Here is a 22088-nt window from a genome sequence, read left to right as displayed (position 1 = left end):
GAATAATTCCAAATCTCGTCACATTGAATAATCTAGGACCACCAGGGTTCTTCGCCGGTGCGGAAGTCGGTTTCCGTCCAAGTGGAGAAGACGACTTTATCATTATCGGTGACGTTGGCATGGGCGAGGGCTAAGGATAGAGGCGCTGGACCGCGAACTACTTTTCCTTCGGCATTGTACTGGGAACCGTGGCAAGGACACATGAATTTTTCTTCGCTGGCATTCCAAGGCACCACACAACCTAAGTGGGTACAGACGGCGTTAATTCCGTAGTTGGCCAGGGTTTTGTCCTCTTGGACGACTAAATAGGTGGGGTCGCCTTTTAAACCTTGCGCTAAGGTGCGATCGCCAGCGTTATGGGTGGTCAGAAATTGACTGACAATCACATCATTGCCTAGGGCATCTTTTGCGGTGACACCGCCACCCGTACCACCGGCCGAGGGGGGAATAAAATACTTAACAATCGGATACAAAGCCCCCGCTGCTACTCCGGTAATTGTACCAAAGGTCAACAGGTTCATAAATTGACGACGACCCAAATCGGGAACATCTGTACCGGAAACTTGACTCATTGCTCCTTATCTCCAAATGTAAATTTTTGTAAACTAATTCTCATCTAAGGGCGATTTTGTGCATCTCGATCAAGACGAAAACCCAGAGCTTAAAGAAGGTTTACAAGGGCTTTATTAGATTATTACAGATATTGAGTCACGGACAATTGCCACGGCAAAGCTGCCCCAAATGCGATCGCTGTTTGCTCGTTTTTGCCGAGATGAGAAACCGCGAACATCGAAAGAATCTTAAAAAATTCGATCCAATGGAAAATTAAGTCCCCATCTACCTTTAACTTAAGTTAGTAGCCAAGAATACAATGATTTCAAGTCATGCCTACTGGCTGGTACAGGGAAAAGTCTTGCATAAATAGATTACTTAACTCAATTTGTCAAGGCTGGGATTACTTTCAATGCTCGGTATAAAAATCTTTATTTATCTCTATCATCTTTAACCTATGAAATTAGCTGATATTCTCAAAGACTCAAGTTATAAGTTGTCCCAGTTTACGCCAGCAGAAATTGAGCAATTAGAGCAGACAATTACGCTGAAAAAGACGAAAAATGGGGAAGCTCCCTATACAATTTGCTTAGTACGGAAAAAAGAGATTAAACTTACCCCAGAAGAAGCGATTAGACAATTATATTTAAGAGTTTTAAGCGATCGCTTAAATTATCCTCTCAGTCGCATTCAGGTGGAGTATGGGGTGAATTTTGGCAGAGAGGTAAAACGAGCAGATATTGCGGTGATGGACAAAGATCGCCTGAACACAGTTTATATTTTGGTAGAGGTAAAGAGTCCGAAGTGGAAGGATGGAAAAGCACAACTGCGTTCCTATTGTAATGCCACAGGTTCGCCGATGGCTGTCTGGACGAACGGCGATCAGATTTCCTATTATCAACGCAAAGATCCCAATTATTTTGAAGATATTCCAGATATCCCTAACTCTAATCAAACCCTAGCAGATATTCTCCAGATTAAGTTCACTTTAGATGATTTAATCGCCAATGATAAGTTAGTCAAAGAAAATAAATCTCTGAAAACGCTAATCGAAGAAATGGAAGATGAGGTGTTAGCAAATGCGGGGGTAGATGTCTTTGAGGAATTATTTAAACTGATTTTTGCCAAGCTCTATGATGAATGGTATTCTGGACAGGGGAATCGACGTTCTACTCGTTCTCTGGAGTTTCGTAATACAGGACAAACAGAAAGCGCATTAAAAACGAAAATTCAGGATCTTTTTGACAAAGCTAAGAAAAAATGGCCAGGGGTATTTAGTGATGATGCCAAGATTAGTCTCACACCTTCTCACTTATCGGTTTGTGTGTCATCCTTAGAAAATGTGAAGCTATTTAACTCCAATTTGGATGTAATTGATGAAGCATTTGAGTATTTAATCAATCAAAGCAGTAAAGGGGAAAAAGGACAGTTTTTCACCCCTCGTTATGTGATTGATATGTGTGTGAAAATGCTTAACCCCCAAGAAGATGAATATATGATTGATACTGCAGCCGGTTCATCGGGTTTTCCAGTACATACAATCTTTCATGTTTGGCGGCAGATTCTAGAGGATGAGGGATTAGAAGTAAGTCATTTATTTTCATTGGAAGAAAAGCCACCCCGTTGTAAGGAATATGTGGAAGAAAAAGTATTTGCTATTGATTTTGATGAAAAAGCGGTGAGAGTAGCACGAACCCTCAATCTGATTGCTGGAGATGGACAAACAAACGTACTACATTTAAACACTCTAGATTATGAATTATGGGATGAGGTGACGCAACAGGAAGAATGGGATGATGTTTATCATGAAGGTTTCAGACGCTTGAAAAAACTGCGTCCAAAGGGAAGTCCAGACTATAGGGAGTTTCAATTCGATATTTTGATGGCAAATCCACCTTTTGCGGGTGACATCAAAGAACCGCGCATGATTGCTCGTTATGACTTAGCAAAAAAGCCTAACGGTAAATGGGAAACTAAGGTAGGACGCGATATTTTATTTATTGAGCGCAATCTAGACTTTTTGAAACCGGGGGGAAGAATGGCGATAGTTTTACCCCAAGGACGCTTTAATAATTCTTCTGATAAGAATATTCGGGATTTTATTGCCGAAAGATGTCGAATATTAGCAGTGGTGGGATTACATGGTAATACTTTTAAACCCCATACGGGAACAAAAACCTCGGTGTTATTGGTGCAAAAATGGAATGATGATCCCAAAATAGGCGCGCTTTGTCCTCGTCAGGATGATTATAATATCTTTTTTGCGACGATGCAGAAGTCAGGCAAGGATAATTCTGGAGAAAAAGTTTATGTTAAAGGGTCTGATGATTCGGGGGATTTTCTCTTAGATAAACATAATCATTGGATTGTGGATCATGATCTTTTTAATCATGATGGATTAACGGAAGATGGTATCGCTGAGGCTTTTATTGAGTTTGCTAAAAAGGAGAATTTAAGTTTTTTTGACCTTTCCCCTCTGAGTAAGGGGGGAGCTTTTGATCCGGTTAAATATCAGCAGTTAATGGATAGAATTGAAGCGGTTGAAGTAAAATTCTGTGATCTCTCTTCAGATCGAAGAATTGACGCTGAGTATTATGATCCTAAATTTTTAATTTCAGAGCAACTATTAAGTCAGAAACATTTTGTATTTCTTGGGAAGGTTTGCAGTCAGATACACAGAAATCCAATGATGTATGGATTTGATTATGTTGAAAATGGTATCCCCTATTTTAGAATTGATGATTTAGATAGTCCAATTATTAATCAGGATAATCTAGCTTATATTTCCAGTAATGTAAATGATCAATTCTTCTCTACTCAACTTTTTTATAATGATATTTTAATGGGAGTCAGAGGTGCGACTATTGGAAGACTCGGAGTTTATAAAGGAGAGAACAGAAAAGGAAATATTAGTCCTAATTTGATATATTTTCGTCTTAAATTGCCAGAGATAGCAGATTATGTTTCTACTTTTTTGATCTCGAAATATGGGTTGAATCAAATTTATAGAGTAACCACTGGTACTGCACAACCAACAATAACCAGCATTTTCTTAAAGACAATAAAAATACCTATTTTCAACGAACAATTTCAATCTCGTATCGTACAGATTAATCTGATGTCAAGAAACATCTTAAATCAGAGCAAAGAACTTTACCAACAAGCTGAAAATTTACTATTAACAGAACTTGGTTTAAAAGATTGGAAACCCACAGAAGAAAGCATCGCAGTTAAAAGTTTTTCTGAGTCGTTTTTGTCTTCTGGACGCTTGGATGCTGAGTATTATCAACCGAAATTTTATCAAGTAGAAAATAAAATCAAAGCAAATGGTTTTGTTTTGGTAGAGGATATTTGCTCTCTTGTTAACTATGGTTCTGTTCCCACCAGTACCTATACGGAAACTGATGAGGGAGTTCCATATATTAAAGGATTAAATCTTAAAAATACCGAGATTATAACTACTCAATTAGACAGAATTATCAACACAGAAAATTTACCTTCAAAAGTTTATACAAAACAAGGTGATATAGTCATATCTCAAATGGGAACTGTCGGTAATTGTGGTGTTGTTGAATATGAACAAGTTGGTTGGATTTTTGCATCTTTTACCATTAGAATTAGAATCAAAGATCAATCAAAATTTAATCCTTACTTTGTAGCTCTTTATATTGAAAAAGTAGCTAAGGAATATTACTTGATGCGAAATATCGCTCAAGCAAGCGTCAGACAAAATACTGATTTGCCAACTATTAAAAATATGTATATTCCTCTAATTTCTAAAGATACTCAGCTTTCTATAGCTGAAAAAATGCTGAGTGCAAAAAAAACAAAGCAAAAATCAAAACAACTATTAGAAATTGCTAAAATAGGAGTAGAAAAAGCGATAGAAACCGATGAAGAAACGGCCACCGCTTGGATAAACCAACAACTAGAAAGCTTGGGAGTAAACCTAATCTGATGAACACAAAAATAAATCTACCAATGGAACAAATTAAAGGATTTTGTCAAAAGTGGCAAGTCACCGAATTGGCATTATTTGGTTCAGTTTTACGCGAAGATTTCCGTTCAGATAGCGATATTGATATTTTAATTACCTTTTCCCCAACTGCTAAACGAGGTTTAACCGAAACCCTACAAATGCGCGATGAACTGCAAGCAATTTTTGATCGAAAAGTAGATTTAATTGTGAAAGCAGCACTCAAACGGAGTGATAACTGGCTAAGATGTAAAAACATTTTAGAATCAGCACAGATTATATATGCTTCGTGATCAAGAATCTCTAATCGACATTGTAAATTCTATTAGACGTATTTTGCGCTATACCGATGGTATCGGTAAATCAGAATTGGAAACCAATGATGAAAAATTGTCTGCCATCCTCTACCAAATTACCATTATTGGTGAAGCGACTAAACGTCTTTCTGTAATCTTCCGTCAACAACATCCAGAAATTCCTTGGCGAGAAATGGCTGGAATGCGAGATGTCATTGTTCATAAATACGATCAGCTTGATTTGGATGTGGTATGGGACATAGTTGAAAATAAATTAACAGAACTTTTGAAAGCGATCGCACCTTTACTCTAAGAGTGCTTTAAAAGCAAAATCCAAACAACTCTTAGAAATTGCTAAAATAGGAGTAGAAAAAGCGATAGAAACCGAGGAAGAAACGGCAACCGCTTGGATAAACCAACAACTAGAAAGCTTGGGAGTCAAACTAATCTGAGCAACACAAAAATAGAACTACCCTGGATTTTTACCAGAGGTTTATTTTTAACGGGGGAGGATGTCAACCCTCACTGCTAGACTCAACAATATGGCCGACTTCGCTGATCCATTGGGCAATTTCTGCGGGGGATGCGGTGGTTTCTACGGTGACGATTTTATTGGCTACATCCACCGATATTTGGGCTGCCGGTTGCTGATTATTAATCGCTTTAGTAATGGTATTAGCGCAACCTTCACAGGCAATACTAGGAACTTTTAGGGTAATTGTCATTGTTGTAACTCCAGTAACTTCATAGCTAAAAACTAGCATAAATTGTCAGGGGTAGCTGATTTTTTAAGAGTTTATTTACCATTTCAGCACTGCCGCTTCGATCCCCTGTTCCCGACGCAGTTGACTATCTTTTTCTAGCCATTGAATGACCTGTTTATGGGTTAGTTCTTCTAGGGTTACTCCCGTATCTTCGGCGATTATTTTTAGTAAGCGTAGGGAAGAAATCGTTAAACGAGTCAGGAATTTTTCGGGAGAAGTCAAGAGGGCAGCGTCCACATCTGCCGATTCTTCTGGGGTTAAAAATTGTCTGTTTTCGATCATAGTTTTATTTGGTTTCCATCCAATTGTCACCAGCTTTAATTTCTACCAAGAGAGGGATCGTCAAGGAGACAGCTTCTTCCATAGTCGTCTTGATTTTTGACTCTAGGGATGGCCATTCTTCCCTCGGTACTTCCAAGACTAATTCATCATGGACTTGCAGCAGTAATCTTGCTCGATAATTTTGCAGTACCTCGGCCAATTTTACCATCGCTACTTTAATAATATCAGCACTGGAACCCTGAATGGGCGCATTAGCGGCCGATCTTAATAATTGTGCCTCCTCGTTGTTGAGTTTGAGGCTATCTAAATCGATGTCATGTAAGGACAGTCCTCGCAGTCTTTTTAAAAGGGGATTATCGAAGTTAAAATAACGTCTTCTCCCCAAAATTGTTTCCACATATCCCTGAGCAATTGCTTGTTTTTTGCTATTCTCTAAATACTCAAATACTTGGGCATAACGTTGATGATATTTTTCAATAAATTTTCTGCCCTGTTCTACGGTTAATTTCGATTCACGGGCGAATTTTTGCGCTCCCATGCCATAAATAACCCCGAAGTTAATTGTCTTTCCTAAACTGCGTTCTTCGGGGGTAATTTCCCCTTTATCAAAGAGCAATTGAGCGGTGACTTTATGAACATCTTGATTACTACGATACGCTTCTAATAAAACTGGTTCTTGACTGAGATGAGCGAGAATTCTTAACTCGATTTGTGAGTAGTCCGCTGATACTAATAAGTAACCATCTTCGGGGATAAAAGCTTGACGAATTCGTCTGGAAAATTCACTGCGAATAGGGATATTTTGTAGGTTAGGATTGGAGGATGATAAGCGTCCGGTGCTGGTGATGGTTTGATTAAAATCTGTATGTACTCGTGCGGTTTTTGGTTCGGCTAATTTCGGTAAAGCATCCACATAGGTGGATTTTAATTTAGATAAGGTGCGATGTTCAAGGATATAATCAATCAGGGGATGATCTCCTTGTAGTTTCTCTAAAACACTTTGATCGGTGGAGTAACCTGTTTTAGTTTTTCTGGATTTTTTGCGATTGAGTGCCAATCGATCAAAAAGGATTTCACTTAACTGTTTAGGAGAGCCAAGATTAAAAGTTTCTCCGATAGATTCATAAGCTTTTTTTTCTATGTCTGCCAAGTCTCTTTCTAGTTGCTGGGACAAGTTTTTTAGATAATTGATATTAATTTTTATACCATAATTTTCCATCTGCCACAGCACCATGACTAAGGGAGATTCTACCTCTGAGAATAATTGATACAAAGGGGGAATTTTAGTTAATTCTGCCTGTAATTTTTCTCGAAGTAAATAGGTAGCGTAGGCATCTAATCCGCAGTAGTTGGCAGTGGTGGTAATATCTAAATCAGCGATAGTTTTTCCCGTAGGAATACCGAGACTTTTATAACTAAGGGAAGTGATACCAGTTAAATAGCGATCGCATAAATCTTCGAGATTATGAGTTAGTTCGGGATGGAGGACATAACTAGCCACCATAGTATCAAAAACTAGACCTTTAACGGTAATTCCTTGATGATAAAAAACGTCAATATCAAATTTCGCATTCTGGAAGACTTTCGGATAATTATCACCGGCTAAAATTGGGCGTAATTTTTCGAGAACTATCTCTAGATTTAAATTATCACCGCTCTGGTGGCCTATGGGAATATAGGCCATAGAATTTAATTCTTTTCCCCAACAGCAACCGATCCCGACCAATTTGGCTACACGAGGATTTAAATCCGTGGTTTCGGTGTCCCAAGCGACGGGAAAATGTGGATTAGTAAAAGTTGTTAATTTGGCCAGTAAAGCATCTAACTTAGGAATAGTATCAATAATGTCGGGAGCAATTAGAACCGGTGGAGAAATAGGGGGTAAATCAAACAGAGACAATTGATTAGAATCAGCATCGCTAGTTAATTCTAGGGTAGGAGTGCCACCTAGATGCTGTTGAATTTGATCGAGTTTCTGGAGAATTTTCTTTAACTCTAATTTTTCCAATAAAGGTTTAACTAAACGCCGATCAAAACCTCGGAGACGAAATTTATCCTCTTCGAGACTAACGGTGGCATCAAGGGCAATTTTGGCTAAATAGCGAGAACTTTCTGCGGCGGGTTTTCCCTCTAATAATTTAGTTTTTACCATTCCCTTAATCGATTCCAGATTGGTATATATATCGTCTAAGTTATCGTATTTTTTTAATAAATCTATCGCTGTTTTTTCGCCAATTCCGCGCACCCCGGGGATATTATCAGACTTGTCACCGCAAAGAGCTTTAAAATCTACTACCTGTTTTGGTGTCACCCCTAACTTTTCCGTGACAGCTTGGGAATTAAATTCTGTATAACCCTGTCCCGATGTACTTTTGACCGCATTAATATCCAGATAGAGAACCGTGGTTTTTTTCTCCTCATCTACCAATTGGAATAAATCTCGATCGCCTGTTAAAATCTTGACCGTATAACCATTATCGCCAGCTTGTTTTGCCAAAGTTCCTAAAACATCATCTGCTTCATAACCCGGGGAAGTCACAATAGGAATATTCATCGCTGCCAAGAGACTTTGCAGATTAGTTAAATCGGGGCGAAATTCTTCGGGAGTTTCTTGCCGATTAGCCTTATAATTAACATCAGCTTCATGGCGAAAAGAAGGGACTGCTAAATCAAAAGCAACTGCTAAATAAGTGGGTTTTTGAGTTTCTAGTAACTGCAGCAGAGAATTTAAAAACCCAAAACAAACACTGGTGGGAATGCCAGTAGAAGTACGCAGAGGACCAGAACGAGACTTAGCAAAGGCATAATAGGCACGAAAAGCCAAAGAATGCCCATCAATCAGGATAAATAGCTTATTTTGCTCGGCACTGGTCATAATCTAGCCTCAAATTTGCGTGTTATTTCCATTTTAAGGATTACCGAGCCATTATTCAGCCATTAGCCTGGCATCGGCGATCGCTGATAACACCCCGTCAAAAAAAATATTTGCCAAAAAGCCAGCGTAAGGGTATTTTAAGAATAATTTTATATGTTTACTTGTCAATTACATGAGAATCCTAGTTACAGGCGGTGCGGGTTTTATCGGTTCCCATCTAATCGATCGCTTGATGGAACAGGGTCATGAAGTGATCTGTCTGGATAACTTCTACACGGGGGTGCGCCGAAACATCGTTAAATGGCTAGGAAATCCTTATTTTGAGCTAATTCGTCACGATATCACCGAGCCGATCCGTCTAGAAGTTGATCAGATCTATCACCTGGCCTGTCCTGCTTCCCCAATCCACTATCAATATAACCCAGTAAAAACGATTAAAACCAATGTTTTAGGGACTCTGTATATGCTGGGCCTAGCTAAAAGGGTAAAAGCGCGATTTTTGCTCGCTTCTACCTCAGAAGTCTATGGCGATCCCGATGTGCATCCCCAAACGGAAGAATATCGAGGCAACGTCAACTGCATTGGGCCGCGTTCCTGTTATGACGAGGGTAAACGGGTAGCGGAAACCCTCGCTTTCGAGTATTATCGGGAGCATAAAGTCGATATCCGGGTAGCCCGGATTTTCAACACCTACGGCCCGCGAATGCTGGAAAACGATGGTCGAGTGGTGAGTAATTTCGTCGTGCAAGCTTTGCGCGGTCAACCCCTAACGGTTTATGGTCAAGGTTCCCAAACCCGCAGTTTTTGCTATGTTTCTGACCTAGTGGAAGGGTTAATGCGTTTGATGAATGGGGACTTTATCGGGCCGGTTAATCTCGGCAATCCCGACGAATACACAATTCTGGAATTAGCACAAGTGATCCAAGGCATGATTAATCCCGAGGCCGAATTAGTCTATAAACCACTACCGGAAGATGATCCCAAGCAACGACAACCGGATATCACTCGTGCTAAAACCTATCTGGATTGGAGTCCCACTATTCCTCTAAGTCAGGGTTTAAAAATGACGATCGAGGATTTCCGTTCTCGTCTCAGCTAATCCCTAATCAATAAAATTAACTTAATTGTCACTGGAGTGATTATCATGCGTGTTTGTGTTATCGGAACGGGTTATGTGGGTTTAGTCACTGGGGTTTGTCTAGCACATATCGGCCATCATGTTATCTGTATTGACAACAATGAAGAAAAAGTCAAATTGATGAAATCGGGACAATCCCCCATCTATGAACCGGGGTTATCGGAATTAATGCAGTCTTCGGCAGCCTCCGGCAATCTGGAATTCTCCACAGACCTAGAAGCGGGGGTTAAACACGGTGAAATCCTCTTTATCGCTGTTGGTACACCAGCACTACCCACGGGGGAAAGTGACACCCGTTATGTGGAAGCAGTGGCCCGGGGTATTGGGGCCCATCTCAACGGTGGTTATAAAGTAATCGTCAATAAATCTACCGTTCCCATCGGTTCTGGGGATTGGGTACGGATGATCGTCCTCGATGGAGTGGCCGAGAGACAAAAAAATCTCGTGGCCGCTGGTGGCGGTATTAGTACACTAGAACGCATCGAAGCGGATTTCGATGTGGTCAGCAATCCCGAATTTTTACGGGAAGGTTCAGCGGTTTATGATACTTTTAACCCCGATCGCATTGTTTTAGGCAGTAATAACCCGAAAGCCATCGAAATGATGAAGGAATTGTACGCGCCTTTGGTTAAACGCCAATTCGCTGAGGATACCTCCTTGCCTCCCGTTCCCGTAGTCGTTACGGATCTCAGTTCGGCGGAAATGATTAAATACGCCGCTAATGCCTTCCTAGCCACCAAAATTAGCTTTATTAACGAAGTAGCTAACATCTGCGATCGCGTGGGAGCCGATGTCACCCAAGTGGCTAAAGGTATCGGTTTAGATTCCCGTATCGGCAGCAAATTCCTCTCGGCCGGGATCGGTTGGGGGGGTTCCTGTTTCCCCAAAGATGTGTCGGCTTTGGTGCATACCGCAGAAGACTACGGTTACGAAACGGAATTACTCAACGCCGCTATCAATGTTAACAAACGTCAACGGACAATCGCGATCGAAAAACTGCAACAGGAATTAAAAATCCTCAAGGGTAAAACCGTCGGTTTGTTGGGATTAACTTTTAAACCCGATACCGATGATATGCGCGATGCTCCGGCTTTAACCATGATTGAACAGTTAAATCGTTTAGGTGCTAAGGTAAAAGCCTATGATCCGATCGTTTCCCAAAGTGGTTTAAGTCACGGTCTAAGCGGTGTGATTATCGAATCGGATCCGGAAAGATTGGCTGATGGTTGTGACGCTTTGGTGGTGGTGACGGAATGGCAAGAATTCCTCCGTCTTGACTACGGCAAAATGGCTAAAACCATGCGCGAACCCGTGTTGATTGATGGTCGCAATTTCCTCGATCCTGCTGTGGTGACAGCAGCCGGTTTCCGTTACCTCGGGATTGGACGTTAATCCCAGAAATCCGCCTTTTCAGCAGGACTGACGCGGGTGGGGAAGGAGCAAAAAGCACCAACCCTTACCCCTGCTCCTAGGGGCGAAAATTGCCCGATTATGCCAGATGAAAAACGAAAACTTCCTAGCTGACCATAAGGATAGTTGCAATGGTTACATGATGTGAACGGGGGCCACTAGAATCCGGGGGCGATGGGTAGAATTAAATTGAGAAACTAGAAATCAGTTTTAGCAATACCTATGGTTAGCTCTGTTCAATACCGCTACACTAACGAACAAGTTAGGGACTGGTTACGGGGATTACTGACAATTGCTTGGTGTGATGGGGATTATAGCACCAGCGAACAGGAATCGATCGCCCGTTTCGCTCACGAATTAGAATTAGATGACGACCACGTTCTCTATCAATCGATTAGTCCCGAAGAATTGGCCGCAAGTTTCGGTCATGACCCCAAAATATCAGAAAACTTCCTCCGCACGGCGGTCATGGTAGCAATCGCCGATGGCATTTATTCCCCCGCAGAAGCGGCATTACTGCATAGTTATCGGGATGCTTTCGGGTTAGAAATCGAGGCCCTGTCAGCTTTAGAACATACTATCTGTGAAATTCCCGAAATTACCACAGAAGCGAATAAATCCGAGTTTATCAGTGCCGAACATCCCCACCCAGATCTGCTGCATCCCCTCAAAGACTGGTTAGATGGGGTGGAAATGCACGATCCGCGCTTGGCCCGGTTTATCTGCAAAATGGTGCCGCCTCAATGTCCTTTTGAACGCGATATCGTGCTGTTTGGCCATAAATTAGTCCATATTCCGCCTCTGTGCAAGTTAAATCCTCTCTACGAACAATTAGTCGGTTTACGTTTCCGCGCTCTATCATACTTAGCCGATGATTGTCAAGAGGATATTTCCGAGTATATTTAGCCAGTTTAACTAAAATTACGGCTAAAATGGTATAAATATCCTGCTGAAAGAAAACATCTCAGCCTCAAGGCTTTTCCTAGCTAATTCTTCCGTTAAAATTAGGTTAAGTCGCCGTTCAGAGAGAAACTATGAGTAAAAACTCCCGACGAGTCGATTTTTCTGATTTACCCGGGCCAAAAAACCTGCGCTCCTATCAATGGCAGTGGCTGGGCCGAGATCTACTCGCCGGTGTCACCGTGGCAGCCTACGCTATTCCCCAGTGTATGGCTTACGGCGACCTGGCCGGGGTCGATCCCGTGGTGGGATTGTGGACTCTCGTGCCAGCCGCCCTAGTTTACGCCCTTTTCGGCTCCTCATCGCAACTATCCCTCGGACCAGAATCGACCACGGCAGTGATGACGGCGGCAGCGATCGCACCTCTGGTGAGCCTTCAAGGAGAAAATTACGGCAGTTTAGCGGCTTTTTTAGCCCTAATGGTCGGTTTAATCTGTTTAGTTGGTTATATCGCCCGCTTGGGATTTTTAGCTAATTTACTCTCCAAACCGATCCTAATCGGTTATATGGCGGGAGTGGCGGTGATCATGATTGCGGGACAACTGGGTAAAATTAGTGGTTTGTCAATCGATGAAAATACAGTTTTTAAAGAAATTTTCGCTTTTTTCTGGGGAATAAACCAATGGCACTGGCCAACCCTTAGCCTCGCTCTATTGCTGCTACTATTTCTATTTGTCATCCAAAAATATTTTCCCAAAGCACCGGGTCCCTTGCTGGCGGTTTTACTGGGAACCCTCGCCGTCGCCACCCTCCATCTCGATCAAGAGGGGGTGGCAGTAGTGGGGAAAATTAGCAAGACTTTGCCCAATTTTGGCTTACCAACCCTAGATTTTTCCCAATTACTACCCCTAGTAACCGCGGCCGTCGGCATTGCCCTGGTGGGCTATTCCGATAACGTCTTGACCGCCAGAGCCTTCGCCGCACGTCATAACCAAGAAATCGATGCCAATCAAGAATTTTTAGCCCTAGGACTGGGGAATCTGGCGGCGGGTTTTTGTCAGGGATTTCCCATCAGCAGCAGCGCCAGTCGCACCGCAGTGGGCGATTCCGTCGGCAGTAAAAGTCAACTTTACTCCCTGGTGGTGGCAGTGGTGGTGGTGGCGGTCATTTTCCTGCTCGGTCCAGTACTGGCACTCTTTCCCAAGGCAGCCTTGGGTGCGCTGGTGATTTATGCAGCCTGTAAACTGCTGGATATCGCTGGCGCTAAACGACTAAAAAGCTTTCGCAATAGTGAGTTTAATCTCGCTGTCCTGACCATGGTGGGGGTGCTAACCACGGGGATTTTAAGCGGGGTTGCCATCGCCATCGGTCTCTCGGTTATCGATTTATTGGCCCGCATTACCCGGCCCGATGATGCCGTCTTGGGTACGGTTCCGGGGGTGATGGGTTTACACGCGCTCCAGGATTGGCCGGAAGCGCAAACAATACCGGGGTTGGTTATCTATCGTTACGATGCCCCCTTATTTTTTGCTAATGCGGCCGACTTTAAACGTCGCGCTCTCAGTGCCATTGCCCGGGAGACAAAACCGGTAGAATGGTTTGTTTTGAATACGGAGGCCCTTGGGGAATTGGATAGTACAGCCGTGGAGATCCTTGAGGAATTAGCGGCAGAATTATCAAGACAGGGTATAGTTTTCGCCCTAGCGAGGGTTAAACACGATCTGTACTTAGAATTGCAACGTTCCCGCTTGTTAGATAAAATTAGCGAGGAGAGGATTTACTATACTTTGCCGGCGGCGATCGAAGCTTTTAAAAATCGTTAACTGATGCCAAGCTGAATATTTTCTAGAATTTTATTCCTCTCCAGAGACTTCCAATGACTCTGCCAGTGAATTATCTTCAATTTCTATCTCATCAATTGTATCATCAGTTAAGCCCAACTCTTTCTTGGCGAACACGCGCCTTGCACGACGATCAAGAATTTTGATAATATTGGTTCTATCTTGTTTAATTGCATCAATGTCTTCTTTTTGTATCAACACCATATAGTATCTCGATACTTCCATCATTCGATAAGCATATTGAAAAGCGTCTCTAGTAAATTCACCAGTAGTCACAATCATAACTACGTCAGACCCTGTTACGAAGGTCATACCAACTTCTTTGGCTAATACTTCTACATCTACTCGCTTTGTATTTTTACACTGAATTTGCCAACGATGATAAACAAAGCGGTCTGATGCTGCCAGAACATCTACTTCACCCTGTCCAGTTTCATAGTCTCTTTTCCGCCATTTTGTGAATCTAAGACTGGTTAGACGAATCATCCAAATCGCCAGCAGTTCAAGAGCTTTACCTTTAATATGTTTATCGGGATTATCTAGGTCATTAACAACATCTTCAAAACTTCGATTTAGCTCGGTTTGGGAGATTTCTGTAATATCGGATATAGATTGTAATAATCTAGATAACAGTTCCATCTGTGATTTTTCGGTCAGCTTAACAAGATTAGGTTTCGCTCCTCGTCCGCTGGTCGTTTTCTCAGTTGCAATTAAGCCGACTTTTACTAAAGGTTGAATAATATCCTGAACAAAAGATTTCGAGGGGAATCGTATTTTATAAACACTGGTGGCGTATCTGGTAATTTTATTCCACTCGGTTAGCTCAGTAATCGCCATCTGAAGCATAGCCAGTAAAAAATATTTTTGTTCGGAACTAAGAGTATAAAGCTCGTCAATATAGTCTCGATCGAGTTCCAATAGATCATAGACTCGATCCCAGTTAATCTCATAACTTTTCTCTAGGACTTTAGCTTCTTGTAACCATTGTCTCATGGTACTAACATAAGTACAATTGGTCGAGAGTGAATACCCCATTTCTTGAAGTTCGTAAGCGATGATTTCTAGCTGGGGTTTATCTCCCCTGCTATTAATCGCTTCTATCGCTTTTATTAGGGACATTCCAGTTAGGTTAACAAGAATATGGCGAGCAAAAATTGTGAAAACTGTCTCACTATCTTGTTGATTGTCTAATATTTCATGAGCGATATCCGTGAGTCGATACTGCCAATCATCACCATCAATTGATTCAACCAACTTATAAGCACGAAGGGAAAGAAATGTATTCATGGCAAGTTTGCCACGATTCTCTCCTTTCTGTAGATCGTTTTGGCTGGAATGGCCAGCATAATAACGTTTAGCAATCTCATCCTGAAGCACCCGACGATCAGGAAGACAATCAGAACAAAGTTGTACTAATTCAGATACTTGAAATTGCTTAGGAGAAAACTGGTCGCCGTAGGTAAATCTGATGATTTTTTTGTCTGTCATACTATTATCGCTGGCAGGAAACAAATCTAACTGAACAAAAGGTTTTTGAGTATCCATGGTCAAGCTTTTGTCAGAACAATCCTTAGCCAGTTCTAAGGCTCGTGCTTTCAGAGTTTTTCTATCTTTTATAGGAGCTACGACTAAAGGAGCATCTTGTTCAAATCGAAACTGCGACGCTATCATATAATCTTCATTTAATTCAAACGCTAACCAACGACGATCAAGGGTTTCAGCTACTCGTCCTGTCATGTTTGAACCAGCAAAAGGATCGAGAACTAAATCACCAGGCTCAGTACAGAGACTAATAACAAATTCGGGTAAAGCTTGCGGAAATCTAGCAGGATGGGGTTTCACCCCTTCTTCCTTACATCTTCTTTGATAGTAATCATTAGATGCCGTGTTAGAAGCAGATATAACATTTACTGGCTGCCCTAAATCATTCTCTAAAATCCAGTTGAACTCTCCCAGGACTGGACTACCTATAGACGCGCCTCTTTCCTGAATAGAATCAGTAATAATATTTGGGGGAATAGCTCCTCCTCGGTCATTCTGAAATTTAGTAGAAATATCATGTCCTGACGGACGCAGTTTTGCCTCATAGCCATTTTTAATCAGGTTTTTCATTGCCTCGCTATAAGGCCGTAAAACTCTCTTATTATTTGCTTTCGGGTGCGGCTCCTTCGATAACCACCAAACGGTATTGACAGCATCCTTAACTCGTTCCCTCCTGACTGTCACCCATTCTGCGGGGGTAGGAAGTTTGGCTGGATTATACCAAAAAAGTTCTTGGGCGAGAAAAAAACCTAGTCCACCTGCTAATCTCGGTTTACAAAGTTCTATAACTAACTCGAAATGATACAGAGAACGCACGGGAAAACCTTTAAGCCAACTACCACCAATATCTATAACTAGGGAGCCTTTGGGCTTGAGAATACGATAAAATTCACCAGCAAATATTTTAAACCATTCAACGTAATCATCAGCGTCCACATTGCCATACTCTTTTTTTCTTACTAAGGCAAAGGGTGGGGAAGTACAAATCAAATCGACACTCTCATCCGGCAACTCCCCCATCAGTGTCAGACTATTACCCAAATAAGCGGAACCAAGCCGAGTCTCATAATAGGGATTTCGGCTGATTTTGATTAAACCATCGTACTCAGTAACAATTGGCACTACTTTATTTTCTAGCTATTTTTCCTAACTTCTAACCCTGATTATCGGTCAGGGGTCGATGTTTCTCAATCAAATTGATCGCCTGGGTGACACTTTCCGGGAAAATTACCACTAAACCACCCTCAGAAACCGTGCTTAAAGCCTTCTCTAAAGCTTCCGTTTCATCGAGAATAACTTCCGGACGCAAACTGCCATTTTCTTCGCTAATTCCCCGGAGAATTAAATCGGCCACTTCCCCCCGGCGGCGACCGCGAGTATCGTTATCTTCCTTAACAATAATTCGATCGAACATAAGCGCCGATAATTTCCCTAATAAAATTAAATCATCATCACGTCGATCGCCCGGCCCCCCAACCACGCCGACTTTTTCCCCGGACCAATTGCCGACAAAACCGCCGACGGCTTCGTATCCGGCGGGATTATGGGCATAATCGATTAAAGCGTGATGGTGTCCCAAGTCAAACAGGTTCATCCTACCGGGGGTCTGGGCCACGGAAGGTTTAAAAGTCCGCACCCCTTGGCGAATTAACTCGATATCGATACCATGCACAAAAGTGGCTAAACAGGCGGCCAGGGCGTTAGCAATCATAAAAGGAGCCATTCCCTGCATAGTCACGGGAATATTGACCGCTTCCTCGATTCTCAGCGTCCATTCTCCCTCTAGAATCGACAGATAGCCATTCTCATAAATGGCGGCCATGCCACCGCGACGGATATGGTCGTGAATAATCGGGTTATCGGGACTCATGGAAAAATAAGCGACTCTTCCCTTGACTTTTTCGGCCATACTAACGGTCAAGGGATCATCGGCATTTAAAACCGCGTAACCCTCGGCGCTAACCACCTCGGCCACAACGCTTTTTACCTTCGCCATTTGTTCGATGGTGTCGATATCACCGATACCCAAATGGTCGGCGGCCACATTTAACACCACCCCCACATCGCACTGATTAAAGGCTAAACCCGATCGCAGGATACCACCCCGGGCCGTTTCTAATACGGCAATCTCCACCGTGGGATCCTTCAAAATCATACTGGCACTGTAGGGACCGGTGTTATCGCCCTTTTCTACCAGATAATCATCGATATACACGCCGTCCGTCGTGGTAAATCCGACTACTTTCCCCGTTTGTCGGCAAATATGAGAAATTAAGCGGCTAGTGGTGGTTTTGCCGTTAGTTCCCGTAATGGCCAGAATCGGCACGCGACTGGGAGTCCCGGGGGGGAATAACATATCGATAACTGGGGCGGCGATATTGCGGGGTAAACCGCGACTGGGGGCGACGTGCATCCGAAAACCGGGAGCGGCGTTGACTTCTACGATTACCCCGTCCACTTCTTTCAGGGGTTTGCGGATATCATCTGTGACCACATCGATACCGGCAATGTCCAAACCGATTAATTTTGCCACTCTTTGGGCGATCCAGACGTTTTCGGGGTGAATTTCGTCGGTACGATCCACAGCGATGCCGCCGGTGCTTAAATTAGCCGTGGCCCGCAGATAGGCGATCTCTCCGTGGGCTAAAATGCTGGTTAATTCATAGCCCTGTTTCTCTAGCACATTAAGGGCGGTTTTGTCAATAGTTATTTTAGTTAAAACGTTGGCATGACCGTCACCCCGGTTGGGATCTTGATTAGTAATTTCGATTAATTCTTCTATAGTTGAGCGCCCATCACCGACGACGTGAGCGGGAATCCGTTCGGCCACGGCGGCGACTTTACCATTTATGACTAAAATTCGGTGATCACTGCCTTTATAATACCTTTCTACGATCACGCTGCGGGTTTTCGAGGCGGCACTGGCTAGATCATAAGCTTCCTCTGCTTCCTGTTGAGTTTTAACATCGATGCTGATGCCCCGGCCGTGGTTGCCATCGAGGGGTTTAATCACGATGGGAAACCCTCCCACTTCCTCGATTGCCGCTGACAACTCATCCAAGTATTGAATCACCGTACCCCGGGGGACTGGAATCCCACCATCCTTGAGGATAGTTTTTGTGCCTTCCTTGTCACAGGCCAACTCAACGGCTAAAATCCCCGAAAAACTGCTTAAAGTGGCTTGAATGCGCTTTTGGTGAACGCCATAGCCCAATTGCACCATGGCACGAGCGCTCAGGAGTAACCAGGGGATATTTCTAGCTTGTGCTTCTTTGACGATGGTTTCTGTACTCGGACCGAGGGAGGCATTATTGCATAAATCGCGTAAATCGGCTAAATCTTGGGCTAATTCTTGCTTAGGATAGGTTCCCGTATCGACAATCGATTGACACAACCGCACGGCAGCTCGACCCGCATAACGTCCCGCTTGCTCCTCAACGTATTCAAACACCACGTTATAGACTCCGGGGGTGGAGGTGCCTCTCGTGCGACCAAACCCGACGGGAGTTCCTGCCAATTCCTGCAATTCTAGGGCGATATGTTCGATGATGTGGCCCATATAAGTGCCAGTGCGGACTCGTTCAAAGAAACCGCCGCGATAACCGGGGGAGCAGTAATGTTCGACTAAACTGGGGAGAACGTCGATTAATCCCTCGTAAAAGCCGGGGATTTCATTCGATGGCTTCTCTGCGAGATCTTCGAGATCCAGACGCATAACAATGAGCTTGTCGCGACGAATACTCCAGTAGTTGGGACCGCGCAGGGTTTGGGTTCTGAGAATTTTCATGATGCTGGTGTTCGCTGTTGAGAAGCACAAAGAAGCCGTTGTTTATTGTCTGGTTTTCTGAGAGCGGTAAACTGTTCATCGTGAACAGTTTTTCAGGAGTTTTTTTACCCCAATTTAGGGATCACTTGCTGTTTTTTGAGATGATAGCCATCACCGTAGGCCAGAATATGTACCCGCAGATTATGCAGACTCAGGGGTTCGTTAGCGGTGACGTGATGGTGGTTGGTGTGGGACATTTCCCTAGCATTAATTACCGTCACTGTACCGCAGCCGATTACTGTCATCGTGCCATCCCGTTCAAACATAGCGCAGGTATCCTCATCAATGCCAATTCCTAAACGTTCGGGATAACCGGAGATAGCACTCATTAACCGAGCCATGCGGTTGCGATTGTGGAAGTGTTGATCGACAATGACTTCAGGAATGAGACCTAATCCCATGGCCATATCCACTAGGGCCCGATTGGGTGCTTCCCCACTGCTGCCCCCGGCAATCATGTGATGACCCATAACGGCAGCCCCGGCGCTAGTTCCGGCCAGGGTTAATTCTCCCTGTTGCACTCTTTGTCTGATTCTTTCCATCAGGGGAGTATCGGAGAGCAAACCGCATAAACGCAGCTGGTCGCCTCCGGTCATAAATACACCTGTACACTCTTCGATGTAGGCTTGAAATTGGGGGTCTTCTCCCTGTACGCGATCACGAATATCGATAACTTTGACGTATTTTGCCCCCATTTCCTCGAAAATCTTCTGATAGCGATCGCCGATTAAAACCGGTTCTCTGGAAGCGGAGGGAACAATAGCGATCACTGCTTCGCTACCCCCAGCGCGATTCCAAAAGGTATGCAGTATCTCTTTACCGTGGACTTTATCCTCGGCACCTCCAATGACTAAAATCGCCGTTTTGAGAGATACGGGGGTAGGATTTTGGTGGTGTTGGGTTTCTAGCTCGATGATCATGTCACTGAACGAATAGACATTTTTAGGGATGGAAGGTTTTTCGGGAAGATGGACAGGTATCTTGATCTTATTTTCCCTGAACGGTTGATGGAAAAAAATGCGGTTTAGGAATATTTTTCGGGACATCAAGCAATAGTAGAGGCGATTTTAGCAATTTTCTTCGATCCACTGGCAATGACGGACTGTTAGTTAACTTTTAGTCTAGGCTAGACTTCGATCACTCAAGCTAGAGCCAGAAAAACCCCTAGACAGTACAGGATAGTCTATCATGTTATTGAGATAGACTAGCGCCAAATTAGCAAGATTTTAACCGATCGAACCGTGACAAAATGATACATTAAACACTATCCCAGTCTAGGCCTTAATTTTCCCCGTGCAGTTTGACATTATTACTCTCTTTCCCGATTTTTTTACTTCACCGCTGCAGTCAGGGTTGTTGGCAAAAGCTCTCGAACGCGACATCGCTAGGGTAAATTTGGTCAATCTCCGGGATTTTGCCCACGATAAACACCGTCGCGTCGATGATGAACCCTACGGTGGTGGTGTGGGAATGTTATTAAAACCAGAGCCAATTTTTGAGGCGATCGAGTCTTTAGAAATTTTACCACCCCGGGAGATCGTGCTGATGACTCCCCAGGGGGAACCTCTCAATCAAGCTTTACTGAAAACTTGGGCCAGTAGTTATCAGCAGTTAATTCTCATCTGTGGCCATTATGAAGGGGTAGATGAGCGGGTTTGTGAGCATTTGGTGACTAGAGAGGTATCTTTAGGGGATTTTGTCCTAACTTGTGGGGAAATCCCAGCTTTAGCGATTATTAACGGGGTGATGCGGTTGTTACCCGGTACAGTAGGTAAGGTAGAATCGTTGAAATTGGAGAGTTTTGAGGCAGGTTTATTGGATTATCCCCAATATACCCGGCCGCCAGTCTTTCGCAGTTGGCAAGTGCCGCCGGTTTTGCGATCGGGTAATCATCAGGATATCGCTGATTGGCGCTATCAACAACAACTCGATCGCACTAAGGAACGTCGTCCAGATCTCTGGCAAAAATGGCTAGAGGAACAGGATTAATCGCCAAAAATGCTCCTGTGGGCATGATGAATTATAAATGATAAATTATGAATATAGCGTTTCCTAAGCTAGTGAGGTACACCTATTTTTCTTCCCTTTTGTCTCTTGCCTAAAACCCATAACTCTTGTACCTCAGCAGACTGAAAACCGCTATATATAGTTTTCTCGACTGTCTCAAGAAACCCGTTTTCTTGTAATAAATATTAATTTCTGTTACAGGGGTATTGAAAAATTCGGGATTGTTGGGCTAAAACTGTTAGCAATAAACCTTTGCGGTTAACGTCATGACTTCTACCCTTTTGCCGAGCTTTCCTGCTATTGACGATGTTTTGTTCAATTTTGCTCAATCTGATGGCTTGAGTCAAGCTAATCGGGTGGATAGTGCGAGAAATCAGCGTTTAACCGCTACCGTAGTTTTCCTCGATGCTGGTGTTAGCGATTATCAAAGTCTCCAAGCTGGGGTAATTCCAGAAGTCGCCACGGTTATTCTCTCTCCCAATCAAGACGGAATCGAACAAATATCCGCTTTTTTACCACAAAATCCCCAGATTACCACCATTCACCTCTATTATTAAATCGGTGCGTTACGCTATCGCGCTTCACCCCTAAGAGTAAGCGGACAACTCAAATGAACCAAACAACAGCCAATTATGATGAACCCTGGAAAGAAGCATTAAGCGAGTATTTTGAAGCGTTT

At 43.2% G+C, this 22088-nt stretch carries 16 protein-coding genes; 9 read left to right on the top strand and 7 right to left on the bottom strand.

Annotated features, from left to right (window positions below; translation table 11 throughout):
* Positions 1-32: 32 nt before the first annotated feature.
* A complete protein-coding gene (gene petC / locus PN470_RS04005; protein ID WP_016515068.1) occupies positions 33-572 on the bottom strand; it encodes a cytochrome b6-f complex iron-sulfur subunit in 540 nt (179 codons plus the stop codon).
* A 437-nt stretch (positions 573-1009) separates the two neighbouring features.
* Here petC and PN470_RS04000 point away from each other — a divergent pair, with 437 nt between their 5' ends.
* From PN470_RS04000 to PN470_RS03990, 3 genes are read left to right on the top strand one after another with little or no spacing between them, the layout of a single operon-like run.
* A complete protein-coding gene (locus tag PN470_RS04000) occupies positions 1010-4510 on the top strand; it encodes an N-6 DNA methylase (protein ID WP_272103742.1) in 3501 nt (1166 codons plus the stop codon).
* A gap of 23 nt (positions 4511-4533) precedes the next feature.
* The gene (locus PN470_RS03995) at positions 4534-4821 is read left to right on the top strand and encodes a nucleotidyltransferase family protein (protein ID WP_002789522.1); all 288 of its coding nucleotides are present in this window, start codon (positions 4534-4536) and stop codon (positions 4819-4821) included.
* Positions 4811-5137: a HepT-like ribonuclease domain-containing protein gene (locus PN470_RS03990; protein ID WP_110545688.1), complete on the top strand. Its 327-nt coding sequence runs from the start codon at positions 4811-4813 to the stop codon at positions 5135-5137. Before PN470_RS03995 ends, PN470_RS03990 begins: the two co-directional genes overlap by 11 nt.
* Positions 5138-5339: 202 nt before the next feature.
* Here the strand turns inward: PN470_RS03990 and PN470_RS03985 are convergent, their stop codons facing one another.
* The 3 genes from PN470_RS03985 to polA are packed head-to-tail and all read right to left on the bottom strand — an operon-like array spanning position 5340 to position 8745.
* Positions 5340-5588, bottom strand: coding sequence for a heavy-metal-associated domain-containing protein (locus PN470_RS03985; RefSeq protein WP_190356475.1), 249 nt, complete (start codon positions 5586-5588; stop codon positions 5340-5342).
* 36 nt (positions 5589-5624) lie between these two features.
* Positions 5625-5870 carry a hypothetical protein gene (locus PN470_RS03980; RefSeq protein WP_002746191.1) on the bottom strand — a complete coding sequence of 82 codons (246 nt, stop codon included), beginning with the start codon at positions 5868-5870 and terminating at the stop codon, positions 5625-5627.
* 4 nt (positions 5871-5874) lie between these two features.
* The gene (gene polA, locus PN470_RS03975) at positions 5875-8745 is read right to left on the bottom strand and encodes a DNA polymerase I (RefSeq protein WP_271937379.1); all 2871 of its coding nucleotides are present in this window, start codon (positions 8743-8745) and stop codon (positions 5875-5877) included.
* 172 nt (positions 8746-8917) lie between these two features.
* On the opposite strand from polA, the gene PN470_RS03970 reads away from it, so the two are divergent.
* The 4 genes from PN470_RS03970 to PN470_RS03955 all read left to right on the top strand — a co-directional run bounded on the left by PN470_RS03970 (position 8918) and on the right by PN470_RS03955 (position 14016).
* Positions 8918-9844 (top strand): UDP-glucuronic acid decarboxylase family protein, encoded by a 927-nt coding sequence (locus tag PN470_RS03970; protein WP_002746182.1) that lies wholly within the window; start codon positions 8918-8920, stop codon positions 9842-9844.
* 45 nt (positions 9845-9889) lie between these two features.
* Positions 9890-11275 carry a UDP-glucose dehydrogenase family protein gene (locus PN470_RS03965; RefSeq protein ID WP_272103738.1) on the top strand — a complete coding sequence of 462 codons (1386 nt, stop codon included), beginning with the start codon at positions 9890-9892 and terminating at the stop codon, positions 11273-11275.
* 240 nt (positions 11276-11515) lie between these two features.
* A complete protein-coding gene (locus tag PN470_RS03960; protein ID WP_002759998.1) occupies positions 11516-12199 on the top strand; it encodes a Mo-dependent nitrogenase C-terminal domain-containing protein in 684 nt (227 codons plus the stop codon).
* A gap of 128 nt (positions 12200-12327) precedes the next feature.
* Entirely contained in the window at positions 12328-14016 is a 1689-nt protein-coding gene (locus tag PN470_RS03955) for a SulP family inorganic anion transporter (protein ID WP_271937382.1), read from the top strand.
* A gap of 30 nt (positions 14017-14046) precedes the next feature.
* On the opposite strand, the gene PN470_RS03950 is transcribed toward PN470_RS03955, so the two are convergent.
* From PN470_RS03950 to PN470_RS03940, 3 genes are all read right to left on the bottom strand, one after another.
* Complete coding sequence (locus PN470_RS03950) at positions 14047-16698, bottom strand: DNA methyltransferase (RefSeq protein WP_272103735.1); 2652 nt, start codon at positions 16696-16698, stop codon at positions 14047-14049.
* Between the two features lie 31 nt (positions 16699-16729).
* Positions 16730-19363 carry a cyanophycin synthetase gene (cphA, locus tag PN470_RS03945; protein WP_272103733.1) on the bottom strand — a complete coding sequence of 878 codons (2634 nt, stop codon included), beginning with the start codon at positions 19361-19363 and terminating at the stop codon, positions 16730-16732.
* A 104-nt stretch (positions 19364-19467) separates the two neighbouring features.
* The gene (locus tag PN470_RS03940) at positions 19468-20322 is read right to left on the bottom strand and encodes a cyanophycinase (RefSeq protein ID WP_002754723.1); all 855 of its coding nucleotides are present in this window, start codon (positions 20320-20322) and stop codon (positions 19468-19470) included.
* Positions 20323-20695: 373 nt separating this feature from the next.
* Between PN470_RS03940 and trmD the strand changes: the two genes are divergently transcribed.
* Entirely contained in the window at positions 20696-21391 is a 696-nt protein-coding gene (trmD, locus tag PN470_RS03935; protein WP_272103731.1) for a tRNA (guanosine(37)-N1)-methyltransferase TrmD, read from the top strand.
* A gap of 284 nt (positions 21392-21675) precedes the next feature.
* Positions 21676-21966: a DUF4347 domain-containing protein gene (locus PN470_RS03930; protein WP_103112363.1), complete on the top strand. Its 291-nt coding sequence runs from the start codon at positions 21676-21678 to the stop codon at positions 21964-21966.
* Positions 21967-22088 lie beyond the last annotated feature (122 nt).

It is taken from the genome of Microcystis sp. CS-574 (assembly GCF_028329095.1).
GTDB classification, from domain to species: domain Bacteria; phylum Cyanobacteriota; class Cyanobacteriia; order Cyanobacteriales; family Microcystaceae; genus Microcystis; species Microcystis ichthyoblabe_A.
The sequence above is the reverse complement of the archived record's forward strand: the minus strand, read 5'-3'. Positions and strand labels throughout refer to the sequence as shown.